The organism is Legionella yabuuchiae (assembly GCF_900640115.1).
GTDB lineage: Bacteria > Pseudomonadota > Gammaproteobacteria > Legionellales > Legionellaceae > Legionella_A > Legionella_A yabuuchiae.
The window spans coordinates 1-19,505 of the sequence record NZ_CAAAIW010000032.1 but is presented as its reverse complement, the minus strand read 5'-3'; the positions used below and the strand labels follow the sequence as shown (position 1 = coordinate 19,505).

Here is a 19,505-nt window from a genome sequence, read left to right as displayed (position 1 = left end):
CCTATGTTGGAACCCACAGAAGACCCCATGTACTCAAGCCCCCATAGCTTTTTTACCCCAAGAGCTCCGATTCCCCCTGAACATCCTCAGCCATCGAATGGAGAAACAGCAGCGCCTACATCTCACTAAGGACATGACATGCACTATCTGGCGCTCAATCAACAGCAATTATCGCGTTTTAGCCACCACTGGTTTTGGGGGCGGTTTTGCATGTGCAGCCGAATTCATGTGTTATTACGCTGAGACTTTCTGGAAAATGCCTATTCATAACTGGAAGGCTGCAATGAATCGATTCACAATTGAATGCGAAGGTCGTATTCCACTATGAATCTGAAAATGGCTACTTACACAAAATTCTGGAAAGACTCATAAAAATAATATCGCCGTATCACCAAGGAGCTGCAAGCAACCAGGTTTTCTATCTCACTTGAAGAACCCTTGTTTTAAATCATCCTCAAACTCACTCGTCCAATCCTTAAGATTTCCTGTGTTATAGGTTTTGCTGTGTCCATTTCTTAATAATGTTATTTTTCCTTGGAGGTTATATAAATTACCCTCCACCTGCGGTCTAATGACATCATGCTCGGTTAGTGTAAATTCTTTTGCCTGAATGCCATTCTTAGTGCAGATGTCATTAAATTCTTTAAGCTCATCATCCGTTATTGTTTGAAAGTGTTTTTCCATAACTATTAAACTCCTTTTTTGAGAATTATATACCGTTTCCTAACTTAGTTTTATGCCAAGCTGACTCGCATTCGCAGAGCAAATTTTTTGCAGTACCGTATCGGACAAATTGCAAGAACGAATGAAATCCATGCTTTGTGTGATGTTTTCGTAGGGATAATCAGTAGCCAGCATTATTTTATCTTCACCAAGTACCGCCAAAGCAAAATCTAATAAGGGCTTTGAAAAGCGACCACTTGTGGTTATATAAACATTTTCTGAGATTATTTCTGCAGGTGTTCGCTTGATGGGTGGGCGAGCTTTTACAAAACCTGGCAATTTAGAAATATTCGGGTTTGAATAGGCCCAATCAATGCGATCAGGATACAAAAAAGGCAAGGTTTCCCCCATATGCCCAAGAATAATCGTTAACTTAGGAAACTGGTCAAATACACCCGCATAAACCATTCTTAAAAAACACAATGCGGTATCAAATTGAAACCCCATGGGTGGACCGCCTAATGCAAAACCGTATTTACCAAATTCTTTCGTTAAAGGGGTGGTTGGATGTAAGTAAATGGGTATATTTAAGCTTTCGGCTGCTTCCAGTAAGGGCCAGAACGATTGATCATCTAGGTAATGATTTTCGCCAAAGTTTGAATGAACCAGCCAACCGACAAATCCTAGCTTATTGACAGCCCGCTCTAACTCTTGTATCCCAGCTTTTGCATCATAAGGTGAAATGGCTGCAAACCCAAGAAACCGGTTTGGATGGCGTTTAGTGGTCTCATGCAATAGATCATTTAACTCAACCGATAAATCATTGGCCTTTTTATAATCCGGAGCAAATTCATCTATTCCAGGAGAAGAAAAGCTTAACACTTGAACATCCAGTCCGCCATCATCCATGGCTTTTAAACGAGTGGACTCCAAATCGCATAATTTTTGCATAAACTCAGAATTTTGAAACAATGCAATTTGCTCTGTGAACCATAAATTATAAGCATCCGGTTCCTTTTCTTTAACAAGCAAGGGATATTGCGCTCTTTTTTCCAAATACTTAAATGCAGCTTGTGTATAAAAATGTGCTTCCAGATCAATGGATAACATATTAAAAATCCTTTTTTTATGACTATACTTCGCGCGGTCACAATCTGAGGTTTTTTGATGCGGTTATTTTTGTTCCAGATTGTTGCTTAAATCGCAGCGCAATAACAAGTTTATTGCCAAGATTTAAGCAACAATCTGGGGCGAAAAGAACCAGTCAAAAACCTCAGATTGTGACCGCGCGAAGTATCATTTAGTCCTCGTTAGAAAGTTTATCCAGCATTTCCTGAGCTTTCTTCTTCTGCTCCTCTGTCCCATATTCTCTGACTTCTTCAAGAGATTGCTTCGCCGCCTCGTAGTCAGACATACTGATATAAGTCGAGGCAAGATCGAGTAGCGTTTGTAATGCTCTTGGGCTTTTAATAGGTTTTAACGCTTCTTCATCTTCCAAATCCGATTGTTCTGTTTCAGATTCCTCAACCTCTTTTTCTTCATCAGAAAGCGGTGTTTGTTCAATGGATGGCTCGGGTTTCTCTATTTTAAAGTGCTCATCTTCCTGATGCTTTTCTTCTTGTGCTGGCTTAGGCTCTTTTTCTTCTTCAAACACTGAGGGTTCAAACTCAAGCATGTGCTCATCTTCACTAGGTTTATCAGTAGATTGTGAAGATGGTTCTGGTTCAGTTGGTTTTTCTACAATGTATGGCTCGAACTCAATCAAACCTTCATCTTGCACCTCTTCTGGAGCTTTCTTAGAAGCATTAGAATCCTGAGCTTTTATATCTTCCTGCTTAATTGGCTCTTGAAGCGGCTCTGGCTCTGGCTCTGGCTCTGGCTCTGGCTCTGGCTCTGGCTCTGGCTCTGGCTCTGGCTCTGGCTCTGGCTCTGGCTCTGGCTCTGGCTCTGACTCTGGCTCTGGCTCTTCTGTTCCTGCCCCTACCCCTGCTTCTGGTTCTTCGACCCTCTCGAGCGACTCAGGCTGAAGCTCGTCTATTATTTCTTGAGGAGGTTCTAATGTTAGTGGTTCACCAATCACTTTGGGCGCGTTAGCGGTTTGAGGCTCGCTATAGCCTAGAGCATCTTGAGAACTAGGTTCACCGAAGGGTTCCTGGATACTAGATTCCCCCTCTTTTTCTTTTTGTGTTTTTGCTACCTGGCTTTCTTTAATAACAACACCGGAAGAAGAAAAGGGTTTTATTGGGGCAGAAGTTTCAGCCTCCTCTGACTCTTGCTCCGATGCTTCTTCCGCAGCCACTATTGGTAGCGTGATAGGCTTATCGGAAGGCTCCGCAACGGTATCAGCCCCTTGTTTGAGTTTTTGCGTTCTGTTGCTCATCCAAAACCACCAATAACTCAACACGCCGCCGCCTAATAATAATATAATTAGTAGTAACCACGGCCATAAAGAGGGACTCTCATATTCTTGAGTCGCACTGGCTTGGCCGGCTAGGCCTTGTCTTAAGGTTAAATTCCGAACTTGTTCTTGTAGCTTTTGCAGAACTTGATCTCGTTTTTGAAGCGAATCGTGTAAGCGTTTATTTTCAGCTTGTAACAATTTAACTTGCTCTGTTAAGAGTAAGTTGGTTTCACGAACAGAATCAATAGCTGCAGCAGCAATCGCCATCTCTGCTCGAATATGAGCTTGATCAGTTAACGTATCCTGGTCTCTGGTCTTACCAGTTGCCGACTTAGGAGCAACGTCTTCTCCAGCAGATAAAAAGGATGGGGTGTTAGTAATAAACGGAGAAAAAAAGGTCGTTTTAACAGGAAGCGAAGCGCTAAAATCAGGCACAGGTGGCAAACTAGACTTATAATCTACTTCATGAGTTGATACAGTAATTTTCTTTTCGCCAGCGACCTTAAAATAAGGTGGTTCTAACACATGATTAATAGTCTCTTTTTTCTTCCATGCGATGTCATGTTGATAGACTTCACGCTTAGCGAGGTCTGCGGGAATTGTGGCTGCTAGTTCTGAAGAAGGAATGGTTAATTTAACCCCTTTCTTCAAGCCATTAATATTACCATCCGTAAAAGCTTCAGGATTTTCCCCGGCAATAGCTAAAATCATCTGCTGCAACGTAATACCGGATGGCTTGATACGTTGCGCGATTTGCCAGATGGTTTCATTTTCTAAAGTTGGACCATAAGTTTCCGCTCTAGATTTACCGATTGCGTTATCCGTCTTAAACGTTTGAGTAATTACCTCTTTTTCAACAACCCCAGGCACCCGAGTATTGGCAGTGGAATAAGAGCGTTGTTTCTTCTGCGTTCGGGTTTCTTTTCGCTTTAAATCCAATTGATACGCCGGTGGATCAAGAAGCACTGTATAGGCACGATAAACTTGACCATTTGGCCAGGCCAAATCTACTAAAATATCAAAGTAAGGATCGGTCATTGGCTCAATCGATCGAACGACAACGGAGGTCTTACCGCCTTTTTTCTCCATTTGAAAAATGAGTGCATCAAGAACATAAGAACGCTCTAGTCCAGCTCGTTCGAAGTCTTCCACTGAAGCGATACTTACTTTAATTCCAGAAGACGGCAAATTACCCACATCGAGCAATTCAATTTCGGCATGAAAGGGTTGATTTAAATAAGAATGCACGGTCATATCGCCGAGACCAAGTGCATTGGCAGCCACAGGAAAGAGGAAAATGATAATTACGTAAAGAAGTAATTTTTTCAAGAAGGAGCTCCCTGCACCAATATTTCCTCGCTAAATATTAATAAAAAACATAGCATTATATCCTAAATCATTCAAATTATTAATAACCTAATTTGACTGTTGTTTGTATCTGTTTGATAATCCATTTCATTTTTTCCGATTAAGATATACTCCTATGGCCGCTTCTTTACTCGATGGCAAAAAAGTCGCTTCGCTCCTTCATCAGGATATACAACTGGCTGTTGACTCGAGGATCGAACTCGGGTTGCGTCCTCCGCAACTCGCGGTGATTTTGATTGGAGAAGACGCCCCTTCTCAGATTTATGTAGAAAATAAAAGAAAAGCCTGTCAAGAAATGGGAATACAATCCTTATTCTATCACTTAGCGTTTGATATCCGTGAATACGACTTATTGTCTCTCATTTCTGACTTAAATGAAAATCAGGAAGTTGATGGAATTTTAGTGCAGTTACCCCTTCCACCCCACATAGACAGTAAAACAATTATTGAGCATATTAATCCCTACAAGGATGTTGATGGGTTTCATCCTTACAATTTCGGAAGACTAGCACAAGGGAACCCTCTCTTACGACCTTGTACACCCTATGGCATTATACGCTTGTTAACCCATTATAAACTGCCCTTGCGAGGAAAAAACGCGGTGGTTGTGGGTGCATCTAATATTGTTGGGCGACCTATGGCGCTAGAATGTTTACTTGCCGGGAGCACAGTAACAATATGCCATCGCGCGACCCGAAATTTAGATGAACATATTAAAAATGCAGATATTATTATTGTGGCAACAGGCCATCATGGCGTTATTAATACTGAGTGGTTAAACAAAAACCATATTGTGGTTGATGTTGGGATTCATCGCAGCAAAGAAGGGAAGCTTCAAGGGGATATTGAGTTTGATCGTGCAAAAGAAATTGTTGCCTGGTTAACACCTGTTCCGGGTGGTGTCGGGCCAATGACCATCGCAACCCTTTTGACAAATACTTTACATGCAGCAGAACTCAATCAGCAAAAAAAATAGCAAACACTAGACAGCGTACCTGAATTTTTTTAAATAAGAATCTCTGTACATGACAAAAAAACCTGTCATGCCCGCTCAGGCGGGCAACCATTTCTGATTTGGCACTGAAGTAAATTAGACAACGTCCCTAGGAGTTATTTATCAAGCTCATCCCAATCAAATTCTCCATCAAGCTCATCTTCAAGCTCTTCTTTTAAACGTTTACGCTCAAGTCTTTCTTCAATCATCTTGCGAACGCGCTTTTTTTGTTCAGAATCTTCGATGGGATCAAGTCCATCTATATCTTCGTCATAGTTTAAATCTGAAAATAGCTGGCTGTCTTCTAAGCCTTTATGTAAGCCCATAATTCGCCTCCATTTTTTCAATGCTAATCAAAGTATAGTGTAAAAATGACAAATGGTAAGTTAAGGTATATTTTTTTAGGAAAAAAGGGAGGAGGTTATGGCGATCGTTGCGTTATCTGCTTTAAAGGATAATTACATTTGGGCTATTATCAATGAGAAAAATCAAACTTTTATCTGTGTTGATCCTGGCGATGCAAACCCAGTTCTCTCATATGCCAAAAAGAATCACTTAACCTTAACGCATATCTTAGTAACCCACCATCATTACGACCATGTAGGAGGATTAAATGCGCTGAAACAAGCGTTTTCAGACGTCATTATAGTTGGGCCTTTGGATCCTCGAATTTCAGAACTGAACACCACCGTACGCGATGAAGATCTAATTCATATCGATCATTATGACTTTAGGGTCATAAGCATTCCAGGGCATACCAGCACACATATCTGTTATCAAGAACCCTCGAAAGAATGGCTATTTTGCGGGGATACTTTATTTTCGGCAGGCTGCGGTCGAGTGTTTGATGGTACTATAAAAGACCTGTTTTGCTCTCTGCACTTGCTAAAGTCTCTGCCTGATCAGACCAAAGTATTCTGTGCGCATGAATACACAAGGCAAAACTTAAGATTCGCGGCGGAAATTGAACCTATGAATGAGGCTATCCAAAATTATAGGAAACATTTAAGGGATGAAACCATTGAATGCACCTTGCCTTCAACCATAGCCCTTGAAAAACAAATCAACCCGTTCTTTAGAACCGACACTACTGCATTAAAGAATTATGCCCAAGCCAATGGAATAAACCCCGACGATGAGTTTCAAATTTTCAAACACATTCGCAATGCCAAAGATAAATTCTAAGCAAGAACTTAAGATTATGAACGGGATATAGGCGTTTTTTTATAAAATGATGAACTATGTGTACTAATATATGCACAAGTGTCTAATTTTGAACCCCAAAAGGTTTTCTAATGGATTTTTTTTTAGTAGACTGCAATGCTCTATATTAGAATAGGCACATAAGGTTGAAGTGTAATCAACTGATAATTAAATACTTATTTCTTATACTAGTAGGTTTTGGATTATTTTCCAATACGGTTTGTGCCCAATTTACGCCAAGTATTTGGGATGTATTACGCCGTCAATTTACCTTAAATCATGAAGAACGACGCCCGGAAGTACAAACTCAAATACGTTGGATTGTATCCCACCCTACTTACCTTAAGCGACTTGCTCAATCAGAACCCTACATTTACCACATTGTTTCTGAAATTCGTAAAAGACGTTTACCTGGTGAAATTGCGCTAATTCCTCTCATTGAAAGCGCCTATGATCCCTTTGCATATTCTGGGGCAGGAGCGGCCGGTCTTTGGCAGCTAATGCCAGGCACTGGAACTGAATTAGGGTTAAAGCGCGACTGGTGGCACGATGGACGTCGAAGTATTCGACCCTCGACTGATGCTGCATTGAATTACTTAGCTTATCTAAATAAATTTTTTAATGGCAACTGGTTGTTGTCATTCGCGGCTTACGACTCAGGAGAAGGAACTGTTTCAAGGTTAATTAAAAAAAGTGGTCAGCGCCGTCAAGCCGATTTCTGGCGCTTGCCATTACCCCGAGAAACTAAAAACTATATTCCACGGCTTCTTGCTTTAGCCGCAATCATTCAAAATCCACAGCGTTATCATGTTCAATTGCCAGAAATTCCACACGTTCCTTATTTTGAGGAAGTTAATGTTGGCAGCCAAATCGATTTAAATCACGCCGCAAAGCTTGCTGGCATTTCCTATAAAGAACTAATTAAACTTAATCCAGAATACAATCGATGGACTACCGCGCCGTATCACCCTTATAAACTTTTAATCCCAGTGGATAAAGTTCGAACTTTTTATCATAAGTTATCACAGCTCCCGCATGAAGAGCGTGTCAATTGGCGACGCCATAAAGTAGCTTCGGGCGAAAATTTAAACCTAATTGCCAAAAGACATCACACTACAGCGAATCTGATTAAGGAGTTAAATCAGCTAAAATCAAATACCGTTAAAGTTGGGCAATATCTTTTGATTCCTAGTACAACCCCTATCCCTGTTGAGCCTGCGCCGCAATCGCGTCCGGAAAATAAAACACCTGCAACTAACTTTACTGAGCCCAAGCAGTATAAGCTTATTCACATTGTTCAGAAGAAAGACACCTATTCCGAAATTGCTAAGCGGTATGGGGTTACTGAGGAAAGCATTAAAAAATGGAATTTCATCGGTCCGCACGTTCCGCTCCATGCAGGACATCAACTGGTTATTTGGAAGGAGCAAAAATCTACTGGCCCCAATCACTATACAATAGTAAAAGGCGATAACTTAAGTCGGATTGCAAAGCGCTTTAACACAAAAGTCGGCGCGTTAATGAAGCTAAATCCTCATCTAAGCAAACATGCTTTAAAGCCTGGCCAGCAAATTTTGTTACATTAAGGTCAGTTGATTCAACTGACACCGCTTACTTCCCGCGCTTTATGCGTGGGATCCATGCAAAGCTTATTTAGATATGCATATTAGCCATTCTCTGTTTAGATCTCTCCTTTCAAAGTGTTTGATGCGGGTTTCAAGCTATCATATACCCGTAATCTTTCAAAATGCGTGTTTTTAGGCGCCTTTATTTTTTGTCCTGCCGCATTTTAAAAAGCGAGTAATGGCTCATTCCCTTGCGAGTTTTTTAAAATGCGGCAGGGCGAAAAAGAAAAAGCATAAATCACGCATTTTGAAAGATTACGGGTATATAAGACAACTTACGATTTAAGTCTAAAGAGATTTAAAAAACCTCCACCCAAAAAAGTGTCTCTTTGATACTTGCAAGATCCTTCAAAATCATGTGTTATACTTAAGATTAGTTAATAAAAATAGTTTGGTTAAATGAAATTATTATTTGATTTTTTCCCAATTCTGGTGTTTTTCGTCTGCTATAAACTGTTTGGAATATACGTTGCAACCGCCGTAGCAATGGCAGCATCGCTTATTCAGGTTTTGTTTTATCGCATCAAAATGCAAAAATATGAAAAAATGCATTTAATCAGTTTAGGATTAATCTTGGTTTTAGGTAGTGCCACCTTATTTTTCCACAACCCCTGGTTTATTAAATGGAAGCCAACCGTGCTGTATTGGCTAGCTTCGTTGGTGTTTATAAGCTCGGCATTCATTGGAAAAAGAACCCTAATTCAAAAAATGATGGATGGGAATATCACCTTACCTAAAAAAATTTGGAGCCGATTAAATATCGCGTGGGCGATGTTCTTCTTGATTATGGGTGGGCTTAATCTTTACATCGCTTATTCCTTTGATACCAATATTTGGGTCAATTTTAAATTATTTGGCGGCGCGGGATTAACGCTGCTGTTTATTTTGCTCCAAGCTATATATTTAGCAAGACATGTTGAAGACAAGCCAATTGAACAACAAACCTCACGTAATTCTCAAGGCTAGGAGAAATCATGAGATTACTTTTAATAGAAGATGATGAGTTATTAGGGGATGCGGTTAAAACTGGATTAACCCAGTTTGGGTATGTTGTCGACTGGTTAAAAGATGGTGAAGCGGGGAAGGCTGCCTTAAAGACAGAATCTTTTGAGTTAATTATTTTAGACTTAGGCTTGCCAAAACTGTCAGGAATTGCCTTTCTTCAATCCATTCGCCACGAAGGAAATACCACTCCTGTTATTATTTTAACGGCGCGAGAGTCCGTTGAAAGTCGAGTAAAGGGCTTGGATTCGGGAGCGGACGACTACATTATAAAACCTTTTGACTTAAATGAGCTCAGCGCAAGAGTACGCGCGTTAATTAGACGCTCTCAAGGGCGGGCAGACAGCGTATTGCAATATCGTAATGTAACCCTTGATCCCGCCGCTCATACCGTCATGGTTGATAATGAACTGGTTAATGTGCCACGGCGTGAGTTTGCGCTTTTAGAAAAACTCCTGGAAAACAGTGGTCACGTACTATCTCGCGAGCAGCTCATGCAAAGCATTTATGGATGGGATGAAGACGTGGACAGTAATGCACTAGAAGTGCACATTCATAATTTACGGAAAAAGCTGAATGCCAATTACATTCGTACCATTCGCGGCGTAGGGTATATGGTAGAAAAACAAGAGAGTTCTAATTAAACACTTTTTTAGGCATGATCCTTTACCGTGAAATCTTCAATACGTAAATTTCTTTTAATCAATTTATTACTGGCCATCACGATCACAACGACCTTGACGGCTATTGGTAACTATTACCTTGATCAGAAAGACATTCAAGAACATTTAGATACCTTAATGGCTGTTTCAGCATTATCCTATCAGGCATTACTAGGAGATGATGTTCACCAACGCCCCTTATCAAAAATTCAAACATCGCTGAATAATATTCCTAAAAAGGTAAAAACCTATTTCGAACATCCACTCATTAAAGACGACGCTCCCGAGCATTACCTTGATAAATTCAGCTTTCAAGTCTGGACAGATGGAGGAAAATTACTGCTCCAGTCGTCCAGTGCGCCGAAGCTTCCCCTCACCTCCGAAGCCGATGGCTTTAGCGATAAACAGCTTGATAATCAAGACTGGAGGGTATTTACAACCTATAACAATAAAGCAGGGGTTCGAACGGTACTCGGCGAGCGCTACGACACGCGTAATGAACTTGGGCAAAGAATTGCTCAAGATGATCTATACATCATGCTGCTTACCTTCCCCTTATCGGGATTACTCATTTGGATCATTATTGGTCGCGGACTCGATAGCCTAGATCGCGTCGCAGAAGAAGTTGCCAACCGAGCGCCTAACCATCTTGAACCAGTGAATATTCAACGGGTGCCAGAAGAAATTAAGCCTGTTGTAGATGAATTAAATAAACTCTTTTTCCGCCTTAAAGAAGCTTTTGAGCGAGAAAAACGCTTTGCTGCTGATGCGGCCCACGAACTAAGAACCCCACTTGCCGCACTTAAAGCCCAAGCACAAGTGGCGTTAAACACCCAAGATGTTGACGAAAAAAACGTAGCCTTACAAAAATTAATCGCCAGTGTAAACCGTAGTACTCATATTGTTCAGCAATTACTAACCATGAGTAAATTGGTTCCTGAAGCGGCCACCATTCATGATCTTGACAAAGTTAATCTTGGTAAAATCGCCCGCGAAGTCTTAGCCATGCTAGCGCCTACTGCCGTTGAGAAAAATATTGAAATGGAGTTAAAGGAAGGCTCTAGTGTCCCAGAGTTTAAAGGAAATCCTACAGCCATTGGCATTTTAATTCGAAATTTGGTCGATAATGCAATTCGATATTCCAAAGAAAACAGTTTTGTCATCGTTCGAGTGTATTCTGAGCTGGATGAGGTGGTACTGGAAGTGCAAGATAACGGACCAGGTATTCCCGACGAGTTACGAAGTCGTGTTTTTGAGCGCTTTTTCCGTGTCTTAGGGAATAAAAGCCCTGGAAGCGGTCTAGGACTTGCCATCGTGCAACAAATCTCTGCGCTACATAACGGACGGGTTACCTTAAACACGCCACCCGAAGGAACGGGGTTAATTGTGAAAGTGTTTTTTCCAATCCAGGAAGAAGCACAGCATCAAAGCAGCTAAGCCTCTCCTTACCGGCTGGATAAAACCTGCAACGCTTGTCGGATTAATTGCTCACAGGTTTGTTTACCATCATCCACTCTTTTAACAGCTTTTGTGGCTTCCTGTATCTTATAGCCTAAAGACTCTAGCGCTTTAATGGCTTCATCCTGAGCAGGCAAAGAATCAGATAGTGGGCTTGGCTTGTTAGTATTCGCTGAAAAGCCTTTCAAGCTATCCTTCATTTCTACCACCAAACGTTCGGCTGTTTTTTTACCAATACCCGGTAAGCGCGTTAACATCTGGGCGTCTTGATTTTGAATGCACTGAACAAATTCAGCCGGGGTAATGCTTGATAAGATAGCGATTGCAAGCTTAGGTCCAACGCCATTAACTTTAATTAAAGCTCGGAATAAAGTGCGTTCCTCTTCTTCTAAAAATCCATACAACAATAAGGCATCTTCACGTACAACGGTATGAATATGGAGTCCAACCAGACTCTCTGGTGTGGTGACTTGAAAAAAAGTCTGCAATGACGTTTCAACATCATATCCAACGCCATTAACATCAACCACAAGTTTTCCGGGTTGATTTTTATCAATAATTTGTCCTTTTAACCATCCAATCATTAGCGCCACCTTCTCTGTTGTTGTCTCCCTCGTCGCATTGTCGATAACCCATGTTTCATATGACTATGGCAAATTGCAATAGCCAAAGCATCCGCAGCATCGCTTTGAGGGGGATTATTAAGTTTTAATAAGTTAATAACCATATGCTTAACTTGTTCTTTTTGAGCCGCACCATAGCCCACAACCGCTTGCTTAATTTCACGGGGAGAATATTCACTAATAGGAGCTCGATGAGAGGCGCAAGCCACCATCGCCACGCCACGAGCGTGGCCTAATTTCAAGGCAGCACTTGCATTATGATGAATAAAAACTTGTTCAATAGCGACTTCATGCGGACAAAATCCCTCCATGATTTCACAAATACCATTAAAAATGGTCAAGAGTTTTTGCCCCATGCTACTCTCACCTGTCCGTATGCAACCACTATCCAGGTACTCTAGATGATTTGCGCTTTTTTCCCTGATTACGCCGTAACCTGTGACTCTAGAACCAGGATCAATCCCTAAAATAATCGTCATTCGCCGGTACTGTCAAAGTGATGTTCAGGAAATTCCGCATTGCTATGTACGGATTGCACGTCGTCTAAATCCTCTAACATATCAATGAGCTTTTCTAGGCTTTCAGCAGTTTCGTTACTTAACGGAACCATGGTTTGTGCTCGCATAGTAATATGAGATTGTTCCACTTCAAAGTCTGATTCTTGCAATGCCGATAACACTTCATGATAAGCTTCCGGTGGAGCAATGATTTCAAGCTGACCATCTGCCTCAATCACATCTTCCGCTCCGGCATCAATAGCAACTTCCATGGCTTGGTCTTCTTTATCGGTTTTGGCAAGCAAGATCTCACCTTGTTGATTAAAAAGATAGGAAACTGAGCCATCAGTTCCTAAATTTCCCCCGTGCTTAGTAAACGCATGCCGAACTTCTGAAACGGTACGGTTTTTATTATCTGACAAGCAATCTACAAGAATAGCAACGCCACCTGGTCCATATCCTTCATATCGTAGCTCCATCATATTATCGCCTTCCAGCCCACCTGCCCCGCGTTTTATCGCATTATCGATGGTGTCGCGTTTCATATTGGCTTTCAATGCTTTGGTAACCGCATCTCTTAATCTAGGATTTGATGTTTCATCCTCTCCTCCCATACGCGCAGCAACGGTGATCTCGCGAATTAATTTTGTAAAAATTTTACCCCGCTTAGCGTCTTGAGCGCCTTTTCTAAATCTTATGTTAGCCCACTTACTATGACCTGCCATGATAAACCCTCATACTGATAAAATTTGAATATTTTCTTGATTATATGTAAAAACGCAGCGCTGACAAAGAAGACTCGTTAAATTATTGTTATGATTCTGCGTTGTCTAGCGCTCGACAGGTTTGTTTAATTCGAGTTATTCTAAACATTGTAGATTCATGTCAATTCTTGGAGAGCATCGATGTATTTAAAGGGATTTGGAAATCATCATCAAACCGAAGCCATTGCAGGATCCTTACCTAAAAAGCAAAACTCACCACAGCAATGTTCCCATGGACTCTATGCTGAGCAACTCAATGGTACTGCTTTTACCCGCCCACGCCATCAAAACCTACACAGCTGGCTGTATCGAATAATGCCCTCAGTTGTTCAACAAGATTTTACCTTATACAAAAATAACCTAACCAGCCCTCTCTTGTCGGAACAACCACCCACGCCGCTTCGTTGGTCGCCTTATCCTGAACAAACAACGAACCATGATTTTGTGGATGGGTTGCAACATATAAGCGCTAATGAAACGCAAAACATTTTCCTTTATCAATGCAATCGTTCCATGACGCATCGCTATTTTAGCACTTATGACGGTGAATTATTATTTGTACCGTACCTTGGGAAAATCAAACTGCATACTGAGTTTGGACGGCTTGAAATTAAACCTGGCTGGATTGCTGTTATTCCAAGGGGGGTACGATTCAAGGTTGAACTATTAGACTCCTTAGCCGCTGGCTATCTCTGTGAAAACAGCGCTCTAGCTCTCACCCTACCCTCACTTGGCCCTATTGGGGCTAACGGATTAGCAAATCCTCGTCATTTTTTATATCCCGAAGCCGCTTATGAGGATCAATCATCAGAAGTGGAATTATTATGTAAATACAAAGGGAACCTTTGGTTAGCCTTTAGTAATCACTCCCCGCTAAATGTAGTCGCGTGGCATGGGACTTACTCGCCCTATTGTTATGATTTATCCTTATTCAATACCATCAATACAGTCAGTTTCGATCATCCTGATCCTTCTATTTTTACGGTTTTGACCTCTGAAAGTCCTGTATCAGGTGTCGCTAATCTTGATTTAGTAATTTTTCCTTCACGTTGGATGGTCGCTGAGCATACTTTCCGTCCCCCTTACTTTCATCGTAACATCATGAGTGAATTCATGGGATTAATTAAAGGAAAATACGATGCTAAGCAAAAAGGGTTTGCAATGGGAGGGTTTAGCATCCACAACTGCATGACTGCTCACGGCCCAGATAAAGCTTCCTATCAACAGGCCAGCACAAAGAAACTTGAACCAGAGTATTATGACAATACACTAGCGTTCATGTTTGAATCACAGGATCCATGGAATGTCACTGAGTCCGCATATAAGCACCCAGCTCGTCAAGAGGATTACTTATCCTGTTGGAAAGGATTAGAAAAAAATTTTAAAGCCCCGAATTAAAACGTTTTAGCTCCCTAAAAACCAACTAACTTCTCATGGAAACCATTCATATGAATGGTTTCCATTTAAATTTTCTGATCATTCAAATAAGTCTTCCTGAGTTAAACCTAGCTCCTCAAAAAGTCCTCGTAACGTTTTTAAAGCCTCAACCTGTATTTGACGTACCCGCTCACGAGTTAAATTAATTTCTTTCCCTACTTCTTCCAATGTTGCTTTCTCATGACCGCGCAGTCCAAATCGCCTAGCAATCACTTGTTGCTGATTTTCAGTTAACTCATCCAATAACGATTCAATATGAGTTTTCATATTTTCATCGGTGAGGAATTCTGCCGGATTGACGCTGCTATCGTCAGCAATAGTGTCCAACATTGATTTATTTTCTTCAAAACCTATCGGAGTATCGACAGAAGTCACCTTATCGTTTAAGCCCAGTAACTTTTCAACATCCTCCAGAGGCTTATCCAGCATTTCTGCAATTTCTTCTGGTGATGGCTCATGATCTAGTTTTTGAGTTAATTGGCGTGCAGCTCTAAGATAAACATTAAGTTCTTTTACGACATGGATAGGCAAGCGAATGGTTCGCGTTTGATTCATGATTGCTCGTTCAATGGTTTGTCTTATCCACCAGGTAGCATAAGTTGAAAAACGAAATCCTCGTTCTGGATCAAATTTTTCCACCGCTTTCATTAGCCCTAAATTTCCTTCTTCGATAAGATCAAGTAATGGCAAGCCACGGTTTAAATATCGTCTTGCAATTTTTACAACCAATCGCAAATTTGATTCGATCATTTTCTTTCGAGCAGCAACATCGCCCTTAAGCGCAAGCTTTGAGTAATGAACTTCTTCCTCAGCAGTTAATAACGGAGAAAAGCCAATCTCACTCAAATAAATTTGTGTGGCATCCATAGCTTTAGCCACGTTTTTACCACGTTGATAAGTCGGAAAAGCTTCTTCATCAGTAAAATCAGGCTCGTCTTCAGGTTCGTCCTCACTTACCTCGTCATCATTTAAAAGAAGACTATCGTCGTTGGTATTAAAATCATCATCATTGATGAGTTCTTCATCTTTTATGGATGGTGTATCTGATGATTTTTTTGGGCACATTGTTCCACCTATGCTTGTTTATGATGAGTTAAAAAAACGATATTCCCTGTACAATACAAATTAATCATTAAAAATCAATAAACTTATTTATCATAGCAGAAACAATCAAACCCTGCTTGGCGCTTTTTTAAACCCGCAATCCAAACTGGGAGTGTTCTACACCCGTGATCGTTCAAAAGGCGTCTAAAAACACGCCTTTTGAACGATCACGGGTATAAAATGTAGAGTCTCATAAGTTAAAGATCAAATCACATTGGTATTTTTGCAATAAATACCTATCTTCTGTCAACCTTTTTTCAAATAATTCAATGGATTGACTGGCTTACCTGATTTTCGAATTTCAAAATGCAAGCCCCAGTATTTGCGATCGATCAGTCCCATTTTAGCAATAACTTGACCGGGTTTAACGTAATCCCCTTCTCTAACAAGAATTTGTGCATTATTTCCGTAGGCGGTTAAAAATTGTTTATCGTGTTTGATAATAATTAAATTACCATAGCCTAATAATCCGCTACCTGAATAAGCAACAACCCCTCCGGAAGCTGCTCGAACGTTCTCTCCTTTACGCCCAGCAATATCAATTCCTTTTTTTCCATGGGCTGGAGAATAATAATTAACGATTCGCCCTGTCACTGGCCACTGCCAACGGCCATTAAAATGAGCAATCAAAGGTTCGGGTTTTACTGGTGGTGAACGTGAGGGTTTTTTACGAGCTAAGATAGGCCTGTTCATAAACGATTTAGAGCCTGGCTTTAAGTGAATAACTTGCCCTACTCTTAATCGATATGGAGAAGATAGATGGTTGATTTCTGCTAAATGACGGTAGTCCTGGTCATAACGGAAAGCAATGGCATACAATGTCTCTCCAGGAGCGACAACATGCCTAGTCTGGTTTCCTCGAGGGGCACGCCAATTAGACTCAGTGACTGGTGCTAACCCTTCGCGTTGGCTGCAAGCCACAATTAGAACAGTTATAAATAAAAGTAATAATCTCGCACGCATGGTTAGCTTTTCCAGCGATAGAAACAGTAAACAATAACAAAGATTATAATGGTCGACCAGCCGATCCAATCAACATAATACCGTAATCGCGCCTGAATACGCTCCCCTGCACAATACATGATCGCTGACACTAAAAAAAATCTAAGCCCGCGACCAAGAATAGATCCGAGGATGAAAGGGAAAAAAGGCATTTGCATAACGCCCGCGGTAATGGTAAATAACTTATAAGGAAGTGGCGTAAATCCCGCCAAAATGACAATCCAAACACCATAATAATTAAACCAGCCAGCCACTTTGTCATAACTGGCGGCGTAAGAGGAACTTTTAAGCAGTGGCTCTATTAATTCAATTCCTAGATAACCAATAAAGTATCCAAAAATCCCGCCCAAAACAGAAAAAACAAGGGCGATAAGGGCGTAACGCCAGGACGAGCTTGGCTTAGCTAATCCCATACTTAACAGCATGACGTCAGGAGGAATTGGAAAAAAAGACGATTCAGCAAACGAAACGGCCGCGAGATAATAAGGAGCATGACGGTGCGCTGACCAGGCAATGGTCTTATCGTACCAATATGAAAAAAACTTCAAGACGTCCAATTGATATTATCCATCCAGGTAGCAACTTCGTTAAAGAGTTTGTAATGAGTGAGATCTAAATGAAGTGGTGTAATGGATACTGCGCCATGACTGACCGCAAAAAAATCGGTTCCTGGGCCACTATCTGCCTCTTTTCCTGGGGGTCCAATCCAGTACATGGGTCGACCGCGAGGATCATGTTCTTTAATGACTGGCTCCGCGCTATGGCGCCTGCCTAACCGAGTCACTTCGATCCCTTTTATTTCTTCAAAAGGTAAGTCTGGAACATTAACATTCAAAATCGTTTGAGAAGGCAATCGCTCCGTTTGCAATTTTTTTACCAATTGTTTCGCAATCCTTGCCCCAGTCTCATAATGCGTTATTCCTTCACCTACCATAGAAATCGCTATGGCTGGAAATCCTAGATACCGTCCTTCCATCGCTGCCGCAACCGTACCAGAATACAAAATGTCATCGCCTAAGTTAGCACCCTCATTAATCCCAGAAACGACGATATCCGGCTGGAAATCGAAAAAACCAGTCAGAGCAAGATGAACACAATCCGTGGGCGTTCCTTCAACACTGTAATCGCCATTATCCATCTGCCTCACTCGCAATGGACGAGATAACGTTAGAGAATTGCTCGCGCCACTTCGATTTCTATCGGGCGCCATGACCGCTACTTCACCAAGTAACGCTAATTCATGAGATAACATGCGAAGTCCAGGAGCCAGTACTCCATCGTCATTGCTTAGCAGTATTTTCATATCAACCCTCAGGAGATTCCAGCCAGCGAACTACCGCTAAACGCTGTTCTAACTCTATCTTATTTTCCTGTAAAGCGTGTTTAAGATCTGGTTGATCGCGAGTTTGACTGAGTGCTTTTTCTTGTTGGGCAATTTTTTCTTGTAGCGCTAAGATTTCTTGACCAAACCCCTGCGGACTTGTGCGCAGTTCTAATGCATATTTATTAATGCGATTAGCGATCATTTCCAATGTTCTGCAACTCACTTGTTTAGGTGAATCTTTTGGGCAATTATTCAGAGCACGTTGTAAATCTTGGGGATGGGTTGAATAATACTGCTCATCATGCGCGGAACATGCAACTAGCCAAACACTAAACAAAATAAGAAAAAGACTACGTAACATAGGGGCTTGATTCTCAAGAACTAGGAAGAAACGATATTATCATCACTCGATGCATAAGGCTATGGTATTTAGTCCGCAAACACGGCTGTCCCACCATAAATTTATGTGCACTTATAAGCATAGTTGACCCTTTCTAACTCAAAAATCGTCGTTGCGAGCCATGGCGAAGCAATCCAGTTCGATGTTTTTAATGCACATCGGCCTGGATTGCTTCACTTCGTTCGCAAAGACGTCATTTTGATGGGACAGCTCTGGTCCGCAAAACTCTGTCCTGTACTACCCTGATTTTTTAGGCAACTTCCCTAAAGTTTTTTTTGCAATCTTCTCACTCTTAATCTGAGCACAGATGTTTCAGTTTACTTCGATCTGCCCCCTCTCCCATGCCGGTCACACACTGCCGCATTTTAAAAAACTCGCAAGGGAATGAGCCATTACTCGCTTTTTAAAATGCGGCAGGACAAAAAATAAAGGCGCCTAAAAACACGCATTTTGAAAGATTACGGGTATATAACACTTAAAATAGCATGTTTGGGTAGCCCACGGCCTTGTTGCAAAAAATGGTGTATAATGCGCATTAACTGGACACCTGTTGCGAGAAAAGACCATGCGGATTTTATTGACCGAACCCACGTCGTCTAGATACCTTTACATCACCCCAGAAAATCAAGTGCATCTGCTGGTCCCTTTCATTGCAGGCCAGGATATCAGTACAGACAATACTTGTAAGTCAAATGTGGAGTTAAAAGCGTTTTTTGAAGATGGCGCGGCCTTCAAGGAGCTAGACGCTTATAAAAGCGCACTTGAATTTGACCTGTTATTGCTGGAAGAAGGAAATCCTCTGCGTCAAGCGAAAGAAGAACGCTTAGCTCAAATCAACATCTACCTAGAAGCCGTAACAGCGATGAGAGATAGCTATGGGAGCTCTGTCCGACACTTTCTCGCCAACCCCTCGAACTTATACAGCATTCAATTGCGACCACGTATACAAGACCCATACTCCGCGGTGGTGAATCCGGT

The 19,505-nt window shown here is 41.4% G+C and carries 19 protein-coding genes and 1 pseudogene; 8 read left to right on the top strand and 12 right to left on the bottom strand.

What is annotated here, in order from left to right:
* Positions 1 to 423: 423 nt before the first annotated feature.
* The 3 genes from E1O47_RS10815 to E1O47_RS10805 all read right to left on the bottom strand — a co-directional run bounded on the left by E1O47_RS10815 (position 424) and on the right by E1O47_RS10805 (position 4,393).
* The gene (locus E1O47_RS10815; protein WP_133131275.1) at positions 424 to 684 is read right to left on the bottom strand and encodes a hypothetical protein; all 261 of its coding nucleotides are present in this window, start codon (positions 682 to 684) and stop codon (positions 424 to 426) included.
* A gap of 39 nt (positions 685 to 723) precedes the next feature.
* Positions 724 to 1,773, bottom strand: coding sequence for an amidohydrolase family protein (locus E1O47_RS10810; protein ID WP_133131274.1), 1,050 nt, complete (start codon positions 1,771 to 1,773; stop codon positions 724 to 726).
* A gap of 190 nt (positions 1,774 to 1,963) precedes the next feature.
* Entirely contained in the window at positions 1,964 to 4,393 is a 2,430-nt protein-coding gene (locus E1O47_RS10805; RefSeq protein ID WP_133131273.1) for a motility hub landmark protein FimV, read from the bottom strand.
* Positions 4,394 to 4,547: 154 nt separating this feature from the next.
* Here E1O47_RS10805 and folD point away from each other — a divergent pair, with 154 nt between their 5' ends.
* Positions 4,548 to 5,408 carry a bifunctional methylenetetrahydrofolate dehydrogenase/methenyltetrahydrofolate cyclohydrolase FolD gene (gene folD, locus E1O47_RS10800; RefSeq protein WP_133131272.1) on the top strand — a complete coding sequence of 287 codons (861 nt, stop codon included), beginning with the start codon at positions 4,548 to 4,550 and terminating at the stop codon, positions 5,406 to 5,408.
* A gap of 134 nt (positions 5,409 to 5,542) precedes the next feature.
* Here the strand turns inward: folD and E1O47_RS10795 are convergent, their stop codons facing one another.
* Positions 5,543 to 5,752, bottom strand: a complete 210-nt coding sequence (locus E1O47_RS10795; RefSeq protein WP_133131271.1) for a PA3496 family putative envelope integrity protein — start codon at positions 5,750 to 5,752, stop codon at positions 5,543 to 5,545.
* A gap of 97 nt (positions 5,753 to 5,849) precedes the next feature.
* Here E1O47_RS10795 and gloB point away from each other — a divergent pair, with 97 nt between their 5' ends.
* The 5 genes from gloB to E1O47_RS10770 all read left to right on the top strand — a co-directional run bounded on the left by gloB (position 5,850) and on the right by E1O47_RS10770 (position 11,355).
* Positions 5,850 to 6,611 (top strand): hydroxyacylglutathione hydrolase, encoded by a 762-nt coding sequence (gloB, locus tag E1O47_RS10790; RefSeq protein WP_133131270.1) that lies wholly within the window; start codon positions 5,850 to 5,852, stop codon positions 6,609 to 6,611.
* 164 nt (positions 6,612 to 6,775) lie between these two features.
* Positions 6,776 to 8,215, top strand: a complete 1,440-nt coding sequence (locus E1O47_RS10785; RefSeq protein ID WP_133131269.1) for a lytic transglycosylase — start codon at positions 6,776 to 6,778, stop codon at positions 8,213 to 8,215.
* 438 nt (positions 8,216 to 8,653) lie between these two features.
* A complete protein-coding gene (locus E1O47_RS10780; protein WP_133131268.1) occupies positions 8,654 to 9,220 on the top strand; it encodes a septation protein A in 567 nt (188 codons plus the stop codon).
* A gap of 8 nt (positions 9,221 to 9,228) precedes the next feature.
* Entirely contained in the window at positions 9,229 to 9,900 is a 672-nt protein-coding gene (locus tag E1O47_RS10775; RefSeq protein WP_133131267.1) for a response regulator, read from the top strand.
* Between the two features lie 27 nt (positions 9,901 to 9,927).
* Positions 9,928 to 11,355, top strand: coding sequence for an ATP-binding protein (locus E1O47_RS10770; protein ID WP_133131266.1), 1,428 nt, complete (start codon positions 9,928 to 9,930; stop codon positions 11,353 to 11,355).
* A gap of 8 nt (positions 11,356 to 11,363) precedes the next feature.
* On the opposite strand, the gene ruvA is transcribed toward E1O47_RS10770, so the two are convergent.
* Genes ruvA through E1O47_RS10755 form a run of 3 tightly spaced genes read right to left on the bottom strand, consistent with a single transcriptional unit; the run spans position 11,364 to position 13,221 of the window.
* Positions 11,364 to 11,960 carry a Holliday junction branch migration protein RuvA gene (gene ruvA, locus E1O47_RS10765; protein WP_133131265.1) on the bottom strand — a complete coding sequence of 199 codons (597 nt, stop codon included), beginning with the start codon at positions 11,958 to 11,960 and terminating at the stop codon, positions 11,364 to 11,366.
* A complete protein-coding gene (gene ruvC / locus E1O47_RS10760; RefSeq protein ID WP_133131264.1) occupies positions 11,960 to 12,478 on the bottom strand; it encodes a crossover junction endodeoxyribonuclease RuvC in 519 nt (172 codons plus the stop codon). The genes ruvA and ruvC overlap by 1 nt, the downstream gene beginning before the upstream one ends.
* Complete coding sequence (locus E1O47_RS10755) at positions 12,475 to 13,221, bottom strand: YebC/PmpR family DNA-binding transcriptional regulator (protein ID WP_133131263.1); 747 nt, start codon at positions 13,219 to 13,221, stop codon at positions 12,475 to 12,477. The genes ruvC and E1O47_RS10755 overlap by 4 nt, the downstream gene beginning before the upstream one ends.
* A gap of 180 nt (positions 13,222 to 13,401) precedes the next feature.
* Between E1O47_RS10755 and hmgA the strand changes: the two genes are divergently transcribed.
* On the top strand, positions 13,402 to 14,658 hold the full coding sequence (gene hmgA, locus E1O47_RS10750; protein ID WP_133131262.1) for a homogentisate 1,2-dioxygenase: 1,257 nt from the start codon (positions 13,402 to 13,404) through the stop codon (positions 14,656 to 14,658).
* Positions 14,659 to 14,736: 78 nt separating this feature from the next.
* Here the strand turns inward: hmgA and rpoS are convergent, their stop codons facing one another.
* The 5 genes from rpoS to E1O47_RS10725 form a co-directional block, all read right to left on the bottom strand.
* Positions 14,737 to 15,762, bottom strand: a complete 1,026-nt coding sequence (gene rpoS / locus E1O47_RS10745) for an RNA polymerase sigma factor RpoS (protein ID WP_133131261.1) — start codon at positions 15,760 to 15,762, stop codon at positions 14,737 to 14,739.
* A gap of 285 nt (positions 15,763 to 16,047) precedes the next feature.
* Positions 16,048 to 16,764 carry a peptidoglycan DD-metalloendopeptidase family protein gene (locus tag E1O47_RS10740; RefSeq protein WP_133131260.1) on the bottom strand — a complete coding sequence of 239 codons (717 nt, stop codon included), beginning with the start codon at positions 16,762 to 16,764 and terminating at the stop codon, positions 16,048 to 16,050.
* 2 nt (positions 16,765 to 16,766) lie between these two features.
* A complete protein-coding gene (locus E1O47_RS10735; protein WP_133131259.1) occupies positions 16,767 to 17,351 on the bottom strand; it encodes a YqaA family protein in 585 nt (194 codons plus the stop codon).
* Positions 17,348 to 18,106, bottom strand: a complete 759-nt coding sequence (gene surE / locus E1O47_RS10730; RefSeq protein ID WP_133131258.1) for a 5'/3'-nucleotidase SurE — start codon at positions 18,104 to 18,106, stop codon at positions 17,348 to 17,350. Before surE ends, E1O47_RS10735 begins: the two co-directional genes overlap by 4 nt.
* A 1-nt stretch (position 18,107) precedes the next feature.
* Positions 18,108 to 18,488, bottom strand: a complete 381-nt coding sequence (locus tag E1O47_RS10725; RefSeq protein ID WP_133131257.1) for a hypothetical protein — start codon at positions 18,486 to 18,488, stop codon at positions 18,108 to 18,110.
* Positions 18,489 to 19,092: 604 nt separating this feature from the next.
* Between E1O47_RS10725 and E1O47_RS10720 the strand changes: the two are divergent.
* Positions 19,093 to 19,505: pseudogene (locus E1O47_RS10720) on the top strand (hypothetical protein); the annotation flags it as partial.

What these genes read in the sequence shown, in the direction of transcription:
- E1O47_RS10815 (WP_133131275.1), bottom strand. Translation starts at nt 684, where the DNA reads ATGGAAAAACACTTTCAAACAATAACGGATGATGAGCTTAAAGAATTT.
- E1O47_RS10810 (WP_133131274.1), bottom strand. Translation starts at nt 1,773, where the DNA reads ATGTTATCCATTGATCTGGAAGCACATTTTTATACACAAGCTGCATTT.
- folD (WP_133131272.1), top strand. Translation starts at nt 4,548, where the DNA reads ATGGCCGCTTCTTTACTCGATGGCAAAAAAGTCGCTTCGCTCCTTCAT.
- E1O47_RS10795 (WP_133131271.1), bottom strand. Translation starts at nt 5,752, where the DNA reads ATGGGCTTACATAAAGGCTTAGAAGACAGCCAGCTATTTTCAGATTTA.
- gloB (WP_133131270.1), top strand. Translation starts at nt 5,850, where the DNA reads ATGGCGATCGTTGCGTTATCTGCTTTAAAGGATAATTACATTTGGGCT.
- E1O47_RS10780 (WP_133131268.1), top strand. Translation starts at nt 8,654, where the DNA reads ATGAAATTATTATTTGATTTTTTCCCAATTCTGGTGTTTTTCGTCTGC.
- E1O47_RS10775 (WP_133131267.1), top strand. Translation starts at nt 9,229, where the DNA reads ATGAGATTACTTTTAATAGAAGATGATGAGTTATTAGGGGATGCGGTT.
- ruvA (WP_133131265.1), bottom strand. Translation starts at nt 11,960, where the DNA reads ATGATTGGATGGTTAAAAGGACAAATTATTGATAAAAATCAACCCGGA.
- ruvC (WP_133131264.1), bottom strand. Translation starts at nt 12,478, where the DNA reads ATGACGATTATTTTAGGGATTGATCCTGGTTCTAGAGTCACAGGTTAC.
- E1O47_RS10755 (WP_133131263.1), bottom strand. Translation starts at nt 13,221, where the DNA reads ATGGCAGGTCATAGTAAGTGGGCTAACATAAGATTTAGAAAAGGCGCT.
- hmgA (WP_133131262.1), top strand. Translation starts at nt 13,402, where the DNA reads ATGTATTTAAAGGGATTTGGAAATCATCATCAAACCGAAGCCATTGCA.
- rpoS (WP_133131261.1), bottom strand. Translation starts at nt 15,762, where the DNA reads ATGTGCCCAAAAAAATCATCAGATACACCATCCATAAAAGATGAAGAA.
- E1O47_RS10740 (WP_133131260.1), bottom strand. Translation starts at nt 16,764, where the DNA reads ATGCGTGCGAGATTATTACTTTTATTTATAACTGTTCTAATTGTGGCT.
- surE (WP_133131258.1), bottom strand. Translation starts at nt 18,106, where the DNA reads ATGAAAATACTGCTAAGCAATGACGATGGAGTACTGGCTCCTGGACTT.
- E1O47_RS10725 (WP_133131257.1), bottom strand. Translation starts at nt 18,488, where the DNA reads ATGTTACGTAGTCTTTTTCTTATTTTGTTTAGTGTTTGGCTAGTTGCA.